12 protein-coding genes are annotated in these 15705 nt (G+C 59.2%); 2 read left to right on the plus strand and 10 right to left on the minus strand.

Features of this window, described 5'->3' with window-relative positions; translation table 11 throughout:
- Positions 1-354 precede the first annotated feature (354 nt).
- Complete coding sequence (locus tag QIT27_RS08780; protein WP_016913321.1) at positions 355-1329, minus strand: malate dehydrogenase; 975 nt, start codon at positions 1327-1329, stop codon at positions 355-357.
- A gap of 228 nt (positions 1330-1557) precedes the next feature.
- On the opposite strand from QIT27_RS08780, the gene QIT27_RS08785 reads away from it, so the two are divergent.
- Both QIT27_RS08785 and QIT27_RS08790 read left to right on the plus strand, forming a co-directional pair.
- Entirely contained in the window at positions 1558-2649 is a 1092-nt protein-coding gene (locus QIT27_RS08785) for an efflux RND transporter periplasmic adaptor subunit (RefSeq protein ID WP_285263515.1), read from the plus strand.
- A complete protein-coding gene (locus QIT27_RS08790) occupies positions 2633-5701 on the plus strand; it encodes an efflux RND transporter permease subunit (RefSeq protein ID WP_285263516.1) in 3069 nt (1022 codons plus the stop codon). The genes QIT27_RS08785 and QIT27_RS08790 overlap by 17 nt, the downstream gene beginning before the upstream one ends.
- Before the next feature lie 60 nt (positions 5702-5761).
- Here QIT27_RS08790 and rsd read toward each other — a convergent pair whose 3' ends face one another.
- From rsd to yrfG, 9 genes are all read right to left on the minus strand, one after another.
- Positions 5762-6250 carry a sigma D regulator gene (rsd, locus tag QIT27_RS08795; RefSeq protein ID WP_159342697.1) on the minus strand — a complete coding sequence of 163 codons (489 nt, stop codon included), beginning with the start codon at positions 6248-6250 and terminating at the stop codon, positions 5762-5764.
- Between the two features lie 167 nt (positions 6251-6417).
- Positions 6418-6918 (minus strand): disulfide bond formation protein B, encoded by a 501-nt coding sequence (locus QIT27_RS08800; protein ID WP_285263517.1) that lies wholly within the window; start codon positions 6916-6918, stop codon positions 6418-6420.
- Positions 6915-8555, minus strand: coding sequence for a glutamate--cysteine ligase (gene gshA / locus QIT27_RS08805; protein ID WP_285263518.1), 1641 nt, complete (start codon positions 8553-8555; stop codon positions 6915-6917). The genes QIT27_RS08800 and gshA overlap by 4 nt, the downstream gene beginning before the upstream one ends.
- Positions 8556-8697: 142 nt before the next feature.
- Positions 8698-11052, minus strand: a complete 2355-nt coding sequence (locus tag QIT27_RS08810; RefSeq protein WP_285263519.1) for a Tex family protein — start codon at positions 11050-11052, stop codon at positions 8698-8700.
- A 108-nt stretch (positions 11053-11160) separates the two neighbouring features.
- The gene (gene msrB / locus QIT27_RS08815; RefSeq protein WP_159342701.1) at positions 11161-11658 is read right to left on the minus strand and encodes a peptide-methionine (R)-S-oxide reductase MsrB; all 498 of its coding nucleotides are present in this window, start codon (positions 11656-11658) and stop codon (positions 11161-11163) included.
- Between the two features lie 138 nt (positions 11659-11796).
- The gene (locus tag QIT27_RS08820; RefSeq protein ID WP_253015680.1) at positions 11797-13353 is read right to left on the minus strand and encodes a phosphoenolpyruvate carboxykinase; all 1557 of its coding nucleotides are present in this window, start codon (positions 13351-13353) and stop codon (positions 11797-11799) included.
- A 309-nt stretch (positions 13354-13662) separates the two neighbouring features.
- Entirely contained in the window at positions 13663-14538 is an 876-nt protein-coding gene (gene hslO, locus QIT27_RS08825; RefSeq protein ID WP_253015678.1) for an Hsp33 family molecular chaperone HslO, read from the minus strand.
- 53 nt (positions 14539-14591) lie between these two features.
- Positions 14592-14981, minus strand: coding sequence for a ribosome-associated heat shock protein Hsp15 (gene hslR, locus QIT27_RS08830; RefSeq protein WP_062361748.1), 390 nt, complete (start codon positions 14979-14981; stop codon positions 14592-14594).
- A 9-nt stretch (positions 14982-14990) separates the two neighbouring features.
- Positions 14991-15668, minus strand: coding sequence for a GMP/IMP nucleotidase (gene yrfG / locus QIT27_RS08835; RefSeq protein WP_285263520.1), 678 nt, complete (start codon positions 15666-15668; stop codon positions 14991-14993).
- Positions 15669-15705: the final 37 nt, after the last annotated feature.

Genomic DNA, 15705 nt, shown 5'->3' on the forward strand with positions numbered 1-15705 from the left:
AACCTAATGCCACCATCGGCACCCCTAGCGGGGTGCTTCGCGGGTGCGCTCCGCTTACCACGCGCTACAAGGTGCCCACCGTCAGTACGTGACACTCCGTAGCGCGGCGTAACGAATCTTGCGAGGTAACGAGCAAATGAGGCACCCGCGAAGGCGGCGATTAGCCGCCCGGATGGAGCCACCATGAACCATCAAATCTTGGTGACTCCATCGTCCCCCCTAACGTGGTGCTTCGCGGGTGTGCTCCGCTTACGCCGCGCGACAGGATGAGTGAATAGATACAAAAAACCCCGCAAGACATCTTGCGGGGTTTTGCGTGACTAACCGCTTGTTAAAAGCGCTTAGCAGGCGCGCTTAGCCAAGCAGATGCTCGACGGCAGCACGCTCTTCGCGCAGTTCTTTCTCGGTGGCTTGCATCTTCTCTTTGCTGAATGCATCCAGCTCGAAACCTTGTACGATTTCGTATTTGCCACCCTGGCAACGAACCGGGTAGGAGTAGATGATGCCTTCGGCGATGCCGTAGCTGCCGTCGGAAGGAATCGCCATGCTGACGATGCCGTCGCAACCCAGCGCCCAATCGCGCATGTGGTCGATGGCAGAAGACGCAGCAGAAGCGGCAGAGGACGCACCGCGTGCTTTGATGATGGCAGCACCGCGCTGCTGAACGGTCGGGATGAAGTCGTTTTCGTACCAGTCACGCTCGACCAGATCGAAAGCGGCTTTGCCGTCGACTTTGCACTGGGCTAGATCCGGGTACTGGGTGGCACTGTGGTTGCCCCAGATGATCATGTTTTCGACGTCCGTGACGTGCTTGCCAGTTTTCTGAGCCAGCTGCGTCAGCGCGCGGTTGTGGTCCAGACGCGTCATGGCAGTGAACTGGCCTGCGTCCAGATCCGGCGCGTTGCAAGAAGCAATCAGCGCGTTGGTGTTGGCCGGGTTACCGACGACCAACACTTTGACGTCACGGCTAGCGTGGTCGTTCAGCGCTTTGCCTTGTACAGAGAAGATCGCGGCGTTGGCTTCCAGCAGATCCTTACGCTCCATACCCGGGCCACGCGGACGCGCACCTACCAGCAGGGCGAAATCGGCATCTTTGAAGGCAACGTTCGGGTCGTCGGTGGCAACGATGTCTTGTACCAGCGGGAACGCACAGTCGTTGACTTCCATCACGACGCCGTTCAGCGCGTCCATCGCTTGAGGAATTTCGAGAAGCTGGAGAATGACGGGCTGATCCGGCCCCAGCATGTCGCCAGCGGCAATACGGAAAATAAGAGAGTAGCTGATCTGGCCGGCACCGCCGGTAATCGCAATACGTACTGGATCTTTCATCATTGCTCCTTGATGGTTCGCCTAATGGAGGTTCGCCTGGTAAAGAATAGCGTCACGATGTTATGCCCAGATGCTCAAAAACTCAATCAGACATGAGACGACTACCCATTTGCCCGCGGGCTTGGTACTCGCTGAAAACGGCCAGTTACGCTATGGTGTGACGGGCTGCGGCACCTTCCTTACCGCGCTCTTTATCTTTTGTCATCCTATTTGGAACCGTGACTTCCCATGCGACGAATTCCCCCCTCTTACGCGCTGGCAAGCCTTCTGGTGCTGGCGTTAGTGGTATGGCTGGCCGTTGGCGATTTTCAGCAGTTTCAATCGTCACCTCCTGAAAGTGCAGCAGAGGAAGCCGAGCCCCTTCCCCGCGTCGAGGTAAACACTCAGCAGAGCATGCCCTATATTCCCCAGCAGGTGCTGCAAGGCCAGCTCACCGCTGAGCGTGAAACGGTGCTGCGTGCCAACGTCGCGGGTTACGTCGCAGAAAAGCCCATTGAACAAGGGGAGAGCGTGCGCCAGGGCGAAACGCTACTCGTGCTGGATAACGATGCCCTGCCCGAGCGCTTACAGCAGGCCAGAGATGAGCTAGCGCTGGCCGAAGCCGAGTACGCCGGCGCCCAGAACCTGCGCCGTCGCGAGCTAATTTCACAACCGGAACTGCTGCGCTTACAGAGTGCGCTCAGCGCCAGCGCGGCCCAAGTAGCTCAGCTCGAGAAACAGCTACAAGACACCCGCCCCACGGCCCCTTTCGAGGGCGTGCTTGACCGCGTACAGGTGGAGCTTGGCGATCTGCTCCAGCCAGGCGAAGAGTGGGCGCGCTTGATTGATGACCGTCGTTTAACCGGCACTGCCTGGGTGTCCCAGCAACAGGTGGGCGAGTTGGCCGTTGGCTTACCCGTGACGGCGCGCCTACTTAACGGTGGCTCGCTCACCGGCGAAGTCAGCTATATCAGCAGCCGAGCAGAAGAAGCTACCCGTACATTCTATATCGAAGTGGCCCTAGATAATCCCGAGCGCCTGCGTTTAGCAGGCGGTAGTGCGGAGTTCACCATCACCTTGCCCCCACGGCAGGTGCACACGCTCTCCCCTGCGCTGTTTAGCCTGGATGATCGGGGCCAGCTAGCCATCAAGCACTTGGATGACGAGGATCGTGTGGTGCAAACCGCCGTCGAGCTGGTGAGCGCCGACACCGAGCGCGCCTACGTCAGTGGACTCCCCAACCCGGTCACCCTCATTACGTTAGGAGCTGGTTTGGTGAGCCCCGGCGACGCGGTAACGCCTGTGCCTGCCCAGGAAGGTGGACATGCGACAGCTGATTAATGCCGCCCTCACCCATACGCGTACTACGCTGCTGCTGCTGGTAGGGCTTCTGCTGGCGGGCACTGCCGCATGGCAGATGATTCCCAAGGAGGCGAACCCGGACGTGACGATTCCGATCATCTACGTCTCCCTCGCCCTGGAAGGTGTCAGCCCCGAAGATGGCGAGCGGCTGCTGGTCCGTCCCATGGAGCAAGAACTGCGCGGCATCGAAGGGCTGCGTAAATTTACTGCGCAATCCAGCGAAGGGCATGGCTCGGTGACACTGGAGTTCGACCCCGGTTTTGACCCTGACACCGCGCTGGCCGATGTGCGCGAGCGCGTGGATATTGCCCGCAGCAGCCTGCCCGATGAAGCTGAAGAGCCTCGGGTGATGGAGGTGAATGTCTCGGAGTTCCCCGTTCTGAGCATCGGCCTCTCCGGCGACCTGGATACCCGCGAGCGTATGACCATCGCTCGGCGACTGAAAGAGGAAATCGAAGGCATCGCCGACGTGCTGGAAGTGGATATTGCGGGGGAGCGTGAGGACCTTTTAGAAATCGTCGTCGACCCACTGGTGCTAGAGAGCTACGGCGTCGATTTCGATACCCTATTCAACCAAGTTTCCCGCAATAACCGTTTGGTGGCAGCCGGTAGCCTGGATACCGGCGCGGGGCGGCTAGCACTCAAAGTGCCCGGCATTATCGAGTCGTTGAACGATGTAATGAACATGCCGGTGAAGGTCGAGGGTGATCAAGTGGTCACCTTTGGCGACGTGGCTTGGATTCACCCTACCTACAAAGAGGCCGAAGGGTTCGCCCGCATTGATGGTCAGCCCGCCGTGGTGCTGGAAATTTCCAAACGCGCGGGGGCCAATATCATCGCCACCATCGAGGCAGTGCGCGCGACCTTTGCCCAAGCCGAGGACCTTTTGCCCGAGCAGCTGCGCGTGACGACCATCTTGGACGAGTCCGTCACGGTCCAGAGCATGCTGTCTGAGCTGCTCAATAACGTGTTGACCGCCGTGGTACTGGTATTGATTGTGGTGGTCGCTGTGATGGGCTGGCGGATGGCGCTGCTGGTGGGGCTGACGATTCCGGGGGCATTTCTCACCGGTATTCTGCTGGTGTGGGCGTTTGGTTTTACGCTCAATATCGTGGTGCTGTTTGCGCTGATTCTCGTGGCAGGCATGCTGGTGGATGGGGCCATCGTGGTCAGCGAGCTGGCGGACCGCTACCTGCACGAAGGCCAAGCGCCGCATCAAGCATGGCTCAACGCGGCCTCGCGCATGAGCTGGCCGGTGATTGCTTCCACGGCAACGACACTCGCCGTATTCATCCCGCTGCTGTTCTGGCCCGGCGTGGTAGGCCAATTCATGAAGTACCTACCCGCCACGGTGATCTTGTGCTTGCTGGCCTCGCTGGCCATGGCGCTAGTGTTTCTGCCCACCCTTGGCCGCCTGTTCACCCGCACCTCGCAGGCGAGTGGCACCGGGCCGATAGATGAAAGTACAGCGCTGGGGCGTGGGTATCGTCGGATCTTGAGCCGCCTGCTTCAGCATCCTGCCTGGATATTGCTGTTTGCGGTACTGCTGATTGCCCTACTCTACACCGGCTATGCGCGCTTCAATCATGGCGTGGATTTCTTCCCTAACGTCGAGCCGGACAGCGCTCAGGTACTGGTGCGCGCCCGCGGTGATTTTTCGGCGGAAGAAACCGATGCCATTTTGCAGCGCGTGGAGCAGCGGCTGGGCGGCTTAGGAGAAGTAGAAGCACTCTATGCGCGCTCTTATGCCGTGCCCGATCAACAGATGGGCAGCGATGTGATTGGCATGCTGCAGTTTCAGTTCATCGATTGGTACCAGCGCCGCCCTGCCCGCACTATTCTGGCGGATATGGCCGAACGTACGCAGGATATCCCGGGTATTACCTTGGAGTTCCAAGAGCAGGAGATGGGCCCCGGCGGTGGTAAACCCATCGTGCTGGAGGTCAGTGCGACCGACCCAGAGGTTGCCGATGCGGGGGTCGACCAACTGACGGCCATGATGCGCCAACTGGGCGGTTTCACCGATATTCAGGATAACCGCAGCCTGCCGGGGGTCGAGTGGCAGGTGAACGTGGATCGTGAAGCCGCCGCCCGCATGGGAACCGACATCACCACGATTGGTAGCGCCGTGCAGCTGCTCACGACCGGTCTGCAAGTAGCGTCTTACCGCCCGCCCACGGTAAACGACGAGGTGGATATTCGGGTGCGACTGCCGGAGAACTGGCGCACGCTGAACCAGCTCGAGCGTTTGACGATTAATACCCCGCGCGGTCAGGTACCGATTTCACACTTTGTAGAGATCATCCCTGCGCCGAAAGTGGGCACGCTCAACCGTATCGATGGCCGCCGTGCCATTACGGTAGAGGCTGACTTAGCGCCAGGGTTCTTAGCCGATGAGCGGCTGCGCGCGCTATTAGACGCAGGCCAAGGCCAACTGCCCGACGGCTTGATGGTCAACGTCGCCGGTGAACAGGAGGATCAGCAGGAGTCGATGCAGTTTCTGGTCGGTGCTTTCTTGATTGCAATTGGCTTGATGGCACTGATTCTGGTGACGCAGTTCAATAGCTACTACCAAGCAGCGCTGGTGCTCTCGGCGATTGTGTTTTCTACAGCCGGGGTGTTGATGGGCTTGCTCATTACCGGGCAGGCTTTTGGCATCGTCATGGTGGGTATGGGGGTCATCGCGCTGGCAGGCATCGTGGTGAACAACAATATCGTGCTGATCGATACCTATAACGAGCTACGCGCCGATGGCATGCCACCTGCGCAGGCGGCGTTGGAAGCGGGTTGCTTACGCCTGCGGCCCGTGCTGCTCACGGCCATTACCACGGTGCTAGGTTTGATGCCGATGGTATTAGGGGTGAACGTGAACCTCTTCGCCCCGGCGCTTGGGTTCAACGCCCCTTCCGCCCAGTGGTGGACACAGATGTCCAGCGCGATCGCTGGCGGCCTCACCTTTGCCACCGCCCTTACCCTGCTGCTCACCCCCTGCATGCTGGTGATTGGCGGGGCGTTGAGGCGTAACAAGTAAAGGCTGGGCGGTGAACCGTTGTGATTCAGGCAGCGACGTGCGCTGCCTGAGGAGGAGGTGTCAAGCGGGAGACTTGGCCTGCTGAGGGCTGTGGGCAGCGTGTAGCCGGGCGATGAGCTGGTCTTCCAATGCAAAGCGCTCGGTCAGCCCTTTGGCGAGGCGGTCGATCCAAGCGGGAAGCCGCGCCAGGTTCTGCTGGCAACGCACCGGAGAGGCGAAATCCTCGTCGAACTCCAGCACCATGGCCGTGGACATCTCTAGCCGTTCGAGCAGTTTAGCGGCGATCTGGAGTGCGCTGTCGTCGTCGAACGCTTTGGCTTCTTCCGCTAGCTGCGGATACACCTCGAAGTGTCCGGCGCTGATGTAATCCATCAGCAGTTCGCTAAAGGTATCGATGCGCGCCTTGCTGACGGCCTCTAGCTCTACGTCGCAGGCATCTTTTAGCTCAATGAAGCTCACCAGCAGCGCACGGCGTTGGTCCAGCCAGCGGTCGATCAGGCTGTGCACGCCCCCCCAGCGCTCCAGGGCATTTTTGCAATCTTCGAGCATGGGGCTTTCTCCTTGCAGATAGCCGCCTTGAACAGGGCTAGACTCGCCTTTCCTTCTACCTCTGTCAATCGTGGCGGAGATGATTTCCTTGATACTGGATAGTGTGCCTTCGATAGTCAACGATTACGTCAGGCAGCCGCGACTAACTCGAACGCCTGACGCCTATCCTAGCGCTTAATGGCCAGCCATAGAATACGCAGTGGCACCAGCGCGAGCACTAAAAAGCCAATCAGCGTCCAGGCGGGCAACGAGAGGCCTAACAGCATGAAGTCGATCTCGGCGCACTCGCCTGACCCTGTCAGCACCATCGCCACGACCTCCTGCATGGGCAGAATGTCCATCATGTAATCGAGCCCCGGGCCGCAGCTCGGCACTTCATCGGCAGGCAGACCTTGTAGCCATACGTGGCGACCGGCAATGAACGCGCCAGTGCCCACGGCCGCAAGCCCTAATACGCCGTAGATGCCTTTGCCTACACCGCCTTTGGGGTTATGAATGGCCGCTACCGCCAACACCAACCCTGCCGCAATGACCGCAACGCGCTGAAAGATACACAGCGGGCAAGGTTCCAAACCGACGATGTGTTCGAGGCTCAAGGCGACGGCCATCATCAGTACGCAAAAGGCAACACCGGCGAGCGCTGCCGGACGAATGGCGGGTGTAATCATTGAGCGTCCTCGGAGGGGAGTGCAGACAGTGCCCGTGACTCACGCGCTTTGGCAAAATAGCTTTCAAGAAACGCGCTAAAGCTCTCTTGATCGGCCTCTTCGATATCCCGCTGCTGCTGATGCGAGGTATCGATCAACTGCGCCAACAGCGCTTCGCGTGAGCGCAGCATCGGCGTAGCTTTCAGCTTATCCGCCTGTGCCTGGGCCATCTCAAGCAGCGTGTCGCTAAGCGAGCCATTACCTTCCTGTAAACGCGCCAGCATCTTTCCTGACGGCGTTAGCGATGGGTCTTCGAGACGCGGTGCCAGGTCGTCGAGCGCAGCGGCATGAGGCGCACCCTCTTCGACCGCATCGAGCAATCGCGCCACTTCCCTCATTTCAGCAAAGATTTGCTCACTCCACTCAGGCAGCGTGACCGACTCACCATCCCGCATTAGGCGCAGGTCCGGGTCGCGCCCCCGCTCCACCACCAAACGGCGGTTATCGTCTAAACGATCACACTCTTCGTCGGAGATCCAAGGGCTGTCGCTGAGCAAACACCACATCAAGAACGTATCGACAAAGCGCATCTGGGTTTCGGTCACGCCCAGCGGGTCGAACGGGTTGAGGTCCAGGCAGCGCACTTCGATGTACTCGACGCCCCGAGCTTCCAGCGCTTGGCTTGGCGTTTCGTTATGCTTGGCGACGCGCTTGGGCCGAATGTCGCTGTAGTACTCGTTTTCGATCTGCAGGATATTGGCGTTGAGCTGCTGCCACTCATCGCCGTTTCTAACGCCCAGCGCCTCGTAATCGGGCCAGGGCGTGGAGATGGCGTGACGCAGCGTATTGACGTAATTCGACAGCGAGTTGAAGCAAATTTTGAGCTGCGACTGCACCTTGTTTTGGTAGCCGAGATCCGACATGCGTAGCGTCGTGGCATAAGGCGCGTAGTAAGTGTCGTCACTCAGCGGCTGGAGCTTATCCGGCACTTGGCCATGGGGCAGGAAGCTCTTGTCGATGGCCGGAGAGGCACCAAACAAATAGAGCAACAGCCAGCTATGGCGGCGGAAGTGACGAATCATTCCGAAATAACGAGTCGAGCGGTAGTCGTTGAAGGGAATATTGGTGGCTTTTTCCATTTCCCGCAGGGCGTGCCACATATCCTCCGGCAACGATACGTTGTAATGCACGCCGGCGATGGCCTGCATGATACGCCCGTAGCGCACATCCAGTCCCTTGCGATAGACATGCTTCATGGTGCCCACGTTGGAGCTGCCGTAATCCGCAATGGGAACGCTATCGTTACCTGACAGCCTTGAGGGCATGCTACCCGGCCAAATCCACTCGTTTTCCAAGTGGTGATAGGTAAAGGTGTGCAGGTCGGATAAAAAGGCCAGCGCCTCTTTCGGCTCGGAGTACACCGGGGTGATGTACTCTAGTAGCGCCTCGGAGTAATCGGTGGTGATATGCGGGTGAGTCAGCTTCGACCCGAGCGCATGGGGATGCGCCGTTTGCGCAATATGGCCGTTGGCATCGACACGCAGCCCCTCTTTCTCTAGCCCGCGACGCAAGCGCCCTAAACGCCCTAGCCGTGCACTCGGCAGCAGCCGCTCTACCTGGGCGGTGAGCGAAGGTGGCACAGTGAGTGGTTCAGACAAGGTGAACACTCCTTGTTAGTAAGGCCTGCATCGAGCAGGCCTTGTTGACGTCAGCTGGCATTGCCATAACCATTACCCTGCTTTCTAATCGAGAATAGACAGCAGGATATGGCGGCAATGGTTAAATATTCAAGACACGCGACTATTTGCCCCGCTTGGCCTTGAGTAACGCAGCCCCCAGCGCGCCCATGGCGGCTGGGGCTTCATTGGCTTGACCTCCCTGACGCTGACCACCTTGGCGCTGGCTGCGAGCAGGTTTACGCGGCGCTGCCGAGGCCGTGGTGCCCGGCGCATCGGGCTGTTCCGGTTCGTCATCCAGGCGCATGGATAGCCCTACCCGTTTCCGCGGAATGTCCACGCTCATCACTTTGACCGTGACGATATCGCCCGCTTTGACGACGCTGCGCGGGTCATCGATGAAGCGGTCTGACAGCGCCGAGATATGCACCAAGCCATCTTGATGAACGCCAATATCCACAAACGCCCCGAAGTGGGTCACGTTGGTGACGGTGCCTTCCAGCACCATGCCCAGCTTGAGGTCTTTGAGGGTTTCGACGCCCTCACGGAATTCGGCAGCTTTGAATTCGGGGCGCGGGTCGCGACCGGGTTTGTCCAGCTCTTTGAGAATATCGCTCACCGTGGGCACACCAAAACGCTCGTCGGCGAAGTCGGCGGGCTTGAGCGCTTTCAGAGTCGCGCTGTCGCCAATCAGGCCTTTCACATCACGGCTATTCTGCTTGGCGATACGCTCCACCAGCGTATAGGCCTCCGGGTGAACGGCACTGGCATCCAGCGGGTTCTCGGCATTGCTAATGCGTAGAAAGCCTGCGCACTGCTCGAAGGTTTTCGGGCCTAGACGGCTCACTTCCAGCAGCTCTTTACGGCTCTTGAATGCCCCCTGCACGTTACGCTGGGCCACGATATTTTCGGCGATGGCGGCGCTTAGCCCTGCGACACGAGACAGCAGCGCGCTGGAGGCGGTGTTGAGATCCACGCCCACGGCGTTCACACAGTCTTCGATGACCGCTTCCAAGCTACGCGAGAGCTGCACTTGGGAAACGTCGTGCTGATATTGGCCAACGCCGATGGATTTGGGTTCGATCTTCACCAGCTCGGCTAAGGGGTCTTGCAAACGCCGGGCAATCGAGACGGCACCGCGAATGGTCACGTCGAGATCCGGCAGTTCGCGCGCAGCGTACTCGGATGCCGAGTACACCGATGCGCCCGCCTCGGACACCATCACCTTGCTCAGCCGGTGGGCAGGCGCCAGCGCTTTTACTAGCTCACCCGCTAGTTTGTCGGTTTCTCGGCTGGCGGTGCCGTTGCCCACGGCGATCAACTCAACGCCATGCTGCTTGACCAGCTTAGCGAGCACGTTGAGCGACTCGTCCCAACGGTTTTGCGGCGCATGGGGATAAATGGTGGCTTGGTCGACGAACTGGCCGGTGGCATCGATCACCGCCACTTTACAGCCGGTACGCAGGCCGGGGTCGAGTGCCAGAGTCACTTTCTGCCCGGCAGGCGCTGCCAGGAGCAGGTCTTTGAGGTTGGCGGCAAACACGTCGATGGCAGTCTGTTCGGCCTGCTCACGCAGGCGGCCCAGCAGCTCGGTTTCCAGCGCAGTATAAAGTTTCACACGCCAGGTCCAGCGCACCACTTCGCTCAGCCACTTATCCGCCGCGCGCCCCTCATCGCTAATGCCCACCTGCTTGGCAATCGCCACTTGCGCAGGATGAATCGGCGCGTCGTCTTCACCCGGCAAGCGGATTGCCAAGCTCAGGATACCTTCGTTGCGACCACGGAACATGGCCAGCGCCCGGTGCGAGGGCACTTTCGCCAGCTTTTCATCGTGCTCGAAGTAGTCGGAGAACTTCGCGCCGTCCTGCTGTTTGCCCTCCAGCACACGGGCACTGAGTTCGCCCTCTTGCCATAGCCGCTCGCGCAGTTGACCAATCAGCTCGGGGTCTTCTGCAAAGCGCTCCATCAGAATCTGCTTGGCACCATCCAGCGCCGCTTTGGCATCGTCGATGGCGGGGATATCCCCCTCGGCTTCCCGCAGGTAGTGGGCGGCTTCGCTTTCGGGGTCAAGCGTTGGATTTGCCAACAGTGCATCCGCCAGCGGCTCCAGCCCCGCTTCACGGGCAATTTGCGCTTTGGTGCGGCGCTTTTTCTTGAAGGGGAGGTATAAATCTTCCAAACGCTGCTTGGTATCGGCGGCTTGAATGGTCGCTTTGAGGGTCGAATCCAGTTTGCCCTGTTCATCGATGGCGGCGAGTACCGCCTCACGACGCTCTTCCAGCTCGCGCAGGTAGCGCAGGCGTTCGTCCAACTGGCGAAGCTGCGTATCATCCAGCGCGCCGGTGACTTCTTTACGGTAACGGGCAATAAAAGGCACGGTAGCGCCCCCATCCAGAAGCTCTACCGTGGCGGCGACCTGTTCAGGCCGGACGCTTAGCTCTTCGGCCAAGCGTGCAGTAATGCGTTGTTTGACATCCATAACGTGCAACTAACTCATGCAGCATTCGAGGTGCCGACAAGGTACCACAAACCACCTGGGGTGGCATGGCTTGGGTCGCATGGACTGAGTGGCCGACACCCCATACCGCTAGGCGGGCACGAAACGCAGCGCTACGCCGTTGTTGCACCAGCGCAGGCCGGTAGGCTCGGGACCATCTTCGAAGACGTGGCCTTGGTGCCCACCGCAGCGTGCGCAGTGGTACTCGGTGCGCGGCCAAACCAGTTTGAAGTCCAGCTTGGTCAGCAAGTGACCTTCGACATGTTCGAAGAAACTCGGCCAACCCGTGCCCGAGTCGTACTTCATAGCACTGGTGAACAGCAGCAAATCACAGCCTGCACAACGGTACTCGCCCTCACCGTACTGTTTATCCAAAGGGCTCGAGAACGCCGCTTCGGTGCCCTCTTCACGTAGTACGTAAAAGGCGTCGTCCGAGAGGCGCTCCCGCCACGCCTCTTCACTCAGTTCCAGTTTTTCCAACCCAGGCGCGGCTTCGAGATCGAGACGAGGAAAACCGAACGAGACCCCTGGCAGCACACCGGCTAAACCGGTCAACCCTGCCAAGCCTAAAAAGTGGCGACGTTTCATTGGCGTGACTCCCATCGACAACGGTCGAATAGCAAAGAGAAACAAGCAGATATGAAAAAGGGACAGTGCCGTGGCACCGTCCCTTTCTGACTACTTAGTTGTCCGTACGTTCGACAACTTACAGCGAGGCGTAAAAAATTACGTCAACTGCGGGCCCGCTTGAATGATCGCTTCGTTAACGCCCTCAAATTTCTTGAAGTTATCGACGAATTTCGTGGCCAGCTCTTGCAAGTGGCGGTCATAGGCGTCGCGGTCTGCCCATGTTTCACGCGGGTCGAGCAGGCTGGAATCAACACCCGGTACGGCGACCGGCACATCCAAGTTCAGGCCATCGATGTGCTTGGTGTCCACATCACGAAGAATGCCCGACTGGATGGCGCTAATGATCGCGCGGGTGGTTGGAATGGAGAAACGCGAGCCGCCTTCACCATACGCACCGCCGGTCCAGCCAGTATTGACCAAGTAAACCTGAGCGTCTTTTTTCTCGACGCGCTTGATGAGCAGGTCCGCGTACTCACGGGCCGGGCGCGGGAAGAATGGTGCCCCGAAGCAGGTGGAGAACGTCGCCGCCAAGCCTTCGGACGAGCCCATTTCGGTGGAGCCGACTTTGGCCGTGTAGCCTGACAGGAAGTGGTAAGCCGCTGCTTCTTTGGACAGCACGGAAACCGGCGGCAGCACACCGGACATATCGCAGGTCAGGAAGACGATGGCGTTCGGCTCGCCTGCCAGATTTTCCGCGACACGCTTTTCGACGTGCTCCAGCGGGTAAGCCGCGCGGGAGTTCTGAGTCAGGCTGTCGTCGGCGTAATCCGGCTCGCGGCGGTCGTCGAGTACGACGTTTTCCAGCACGGTGCCGAACTTGATCGCGTTCCAGATGACCGGCTCGTTCTTCTCAGACAGGTCGATGCACTTGGCGTAGCAGCCGCCCTCCATGTTGAAGACGATACCGTCGCCCCAGGCGTGTTCGTCATCACCAATCAAGAAGCGCGCCTGGTCGGCAGACAGCGTGGTTTTACCGGTGCCAGAGAGACCGAAGAACAAGCAGGTCTCACCATCTTCGCCCACGTTGGCCGAGCAGTGCATCGGCAGCACGTCGGAAGCGGGCAACAGGAAGTTTTGAACGGAGAACATGGCTTTCTTCATTTCGCCTGCGTAGCGCATACCAGCGATCAGCACTTTACGCTCGGCGAAATTGATGATGACGCAGCCATCGGAATTGGTGCCGTCGCGGTTCGGGTCACACTCGAAGCCAGCGGCGTTAAGAATCGTCCACTCCTCTTTGGCCGCCTGGTTGTAGGCCTGCGGGCGGACGAACATGGTGCGACCAAACAGGTTCTGCCAGGCGGTTTCCGTGGTCACGCGTACCGGCAGGTAGTGAGTGGCATCGCTGCCGACATGCAATTCAGAGACGAAATGCTCGACGCCGCCCAGGTGCTCTTCCACGCGCGCCCACAGGGCTGAAAACTTTTCCGCGTCGAAGGGGCGGTTGACGCTACCCCAGTCGATGCTGTCGCGGGTCGTGGGTTCATCGACAATATAACGATCTTTCGGCGAACGCCCAGTGCGCAGGCCGGTGTTTACTACCAGAGCACCATTGGCGGACAGGCGGCCTTCACCACGGGCCACGGCGCGCTCGATCAGTTCGGCGCTGCTGAGATTGACGTGGGCTTGGGGAGCGGCTTGAGTCGTGGTCATGTCGATTCCTGGGTCTCTATGTTTACCGGGCGTCGCCGACGCCTTGAGAAATCATCCTAGCCGCTGGCATGGCGGTCACAGCCGGCTAGGTGCGCTGAAGTCCGGCGCATTATGGCAAAAAGAAAACCCCCGGGAAACGGGGGCTTTGACCAAATATCTTGTAGTTAAACTACTACAATGACACTACATTTTGTGTTGCAGCGCAGTATGTTTTCAAACACTCGTTTGCCATTCGGCCGCTAGGCGGGGCGACATGGGGGATGCAGCCCAGGGGCCAAACAGCCTGCGTGCTAAGGGCCGACTACACAATTAGTGAATCACCGGCGGCGGCGCGCCTGGGTCTTCCAATAAAATTTCAATATCGGCGGCGGTGTAGTGATATTTCGTGTGACAAAAGTGGCATTGCGTATCAATAGCCCCTTGTTCGCGCAGAATATCGCGGAGTTCCTCTTTGCCCAGCGTGTAAAGGGCGTGGCTCATACGCTCCCGAGAGCAGGTGCAGCCAAAACGCAGTGCTTTCGGTTCGAAGACCCGCACGGTCTCTTCATGGTAGAGACGATAGAGCACCTCTCGCTGCTCCAACCCCAACAGTTCCTCGGGCTTGATGGTATCCGCCAGATGTACGCTGCGCTCCCAGGCATCGACATCCTGGTTCTGCGAGGCATCCGGCAATCGCTGAAGCAGCAAACCGCCAGCTCGCTCGCCATCGGCCGCCAGCCATAACCGAGTCGGCAACTGCTCGGATTGGCCGAAATAGGCTTCCAAACACCCGCCCAGAGTATCGTGGTCCAGCGCGACGATCCCTTGGTAGCGGTGCCCTTCGCGCGGGTCGAGGGTAATCACGATTTGGCCCTCGCCTACCAGCTCGCGGAAGCTGGCGTGCTCGCTGGGCAACGCGGCGTCTTCGGCAATACGGGCAATGGCTCGCAGCTCGCCACCAGGGTTGGATTCGGCCATGAGCAGGGCGAGCGCCCCTTGGCCGCGGACCTCGATGCTCAGCGTGCCATCGAGCTTTACGGTATCGGTCAGTAGCGCCACCGCCGCCAGCAGCTCACCTAGCAGCTGGTTGACCGCAGGTGGGTAGGCGTGACGGTCGAGCACCTCATGGTAAGCGGTGCCGAGCGTGACGATTTCGCCCCGCACGTTGGTTTGGTCGAACAGAAAACGTTGGATTTGATCGGACATAACGAGACCATAAGAAGAAGGAGTCATGGGAGAGCGTAGGGGTAAGCGACGGCTTACTCCCCTTGCTGACGCTGAAAACGCTGGATATCGCGCCGCTGCTTTTTATCGGGACGCTTGAGAGGATGCTGCATGGCTTCATTGGTCAAACGGCGCGCCTCGGCTTCTTTGGCACGGCGTTTCGCGCTCTCTTCGGTTTCTGCATAGAGCTTACGTGCTTCTGGGGCGCCACGACGCTGATCCGAAAGCGCAGTGACCTCCACCTCGAAAATATCCCAGCCTTGAGGTACGCGAATCAGGGCACCCAGCTCAACGTTCTTGCTGGTTTTGACACGGGCACCGTCGTAGTGGACCTTTCCGCCCTCAATGGCTTTTTTGGCTAGGGCACGGGTTTTGAAAAACCGCGCTGCCCACAGCCACTTATCCAAGCGAACGCTGTCACTCATACGCTCTCCTCAGGTAGGTGAGTGCTGCCCCGGCAGGTCAGCGGGCAGCAGTTGGGCAAATCGGTCAAGGGCAATGAATTCCTGTAGCTCTTTTTCAGGGCGCTGGCTATCGGGCTGCTTGATACCCAGCAGATGTCGGATGCCAAACTCGCGGGCGCTCTCCAACACGCGGGGGTTATCATCGATGAAGAGCGTGCGGGCAGGGTCGAACGGCTCGCGTTCTTGAAGTGCAAACCAGAAGGCTTGCTCCTCTTTGGCCGCGCCCACATCTTCTGATGAGATGATGGCGTCTAGGTAGTTTTCCAACCCCGTGAGCGGGAGTTTTAATGCGAGGCTTGCGCGGTCGGCATTCGTAGCAAGCACCACTCTGAGGTGAGCTTGCTTGAGCCATGTAAGGAAATCCAAAGCATCGCTGCGTAGCCCAATCAAGTGCTGCACTTCGCGCTTGAGGGCAACGATATCCACGTTCAGCTCGCGGCTCCAGTAGGCTAGGCTGTACCAGTTCAGCGTGCCCTGCTCACCCATAATGCGTGCTTTGAGTGCATCCTGACTGGCTTGGTCGAGCTGATGCAGCTCTACGTAGCGACGTGGCAGATGTTCGAGCCAAAAGTGGCTGTCGAAGTGAAGGTCTAGCAGCGTGCCGTCCATGTCGAGCAGGACGGTATCGATCTCGCGCCAATCAATCATTGCCGCTCCAGTCTGAAAGAGTAAGCGTGCTATTGTA

The organism is Halomonas sp. LC1 (genome assembly GCF_030247125.1).
Taxonomy (GTDB): Bacteria; Pseudomonadota; Gammaproteobacteria; order Pseudomonadales; family Halomonadaceae; genus Vreelandella.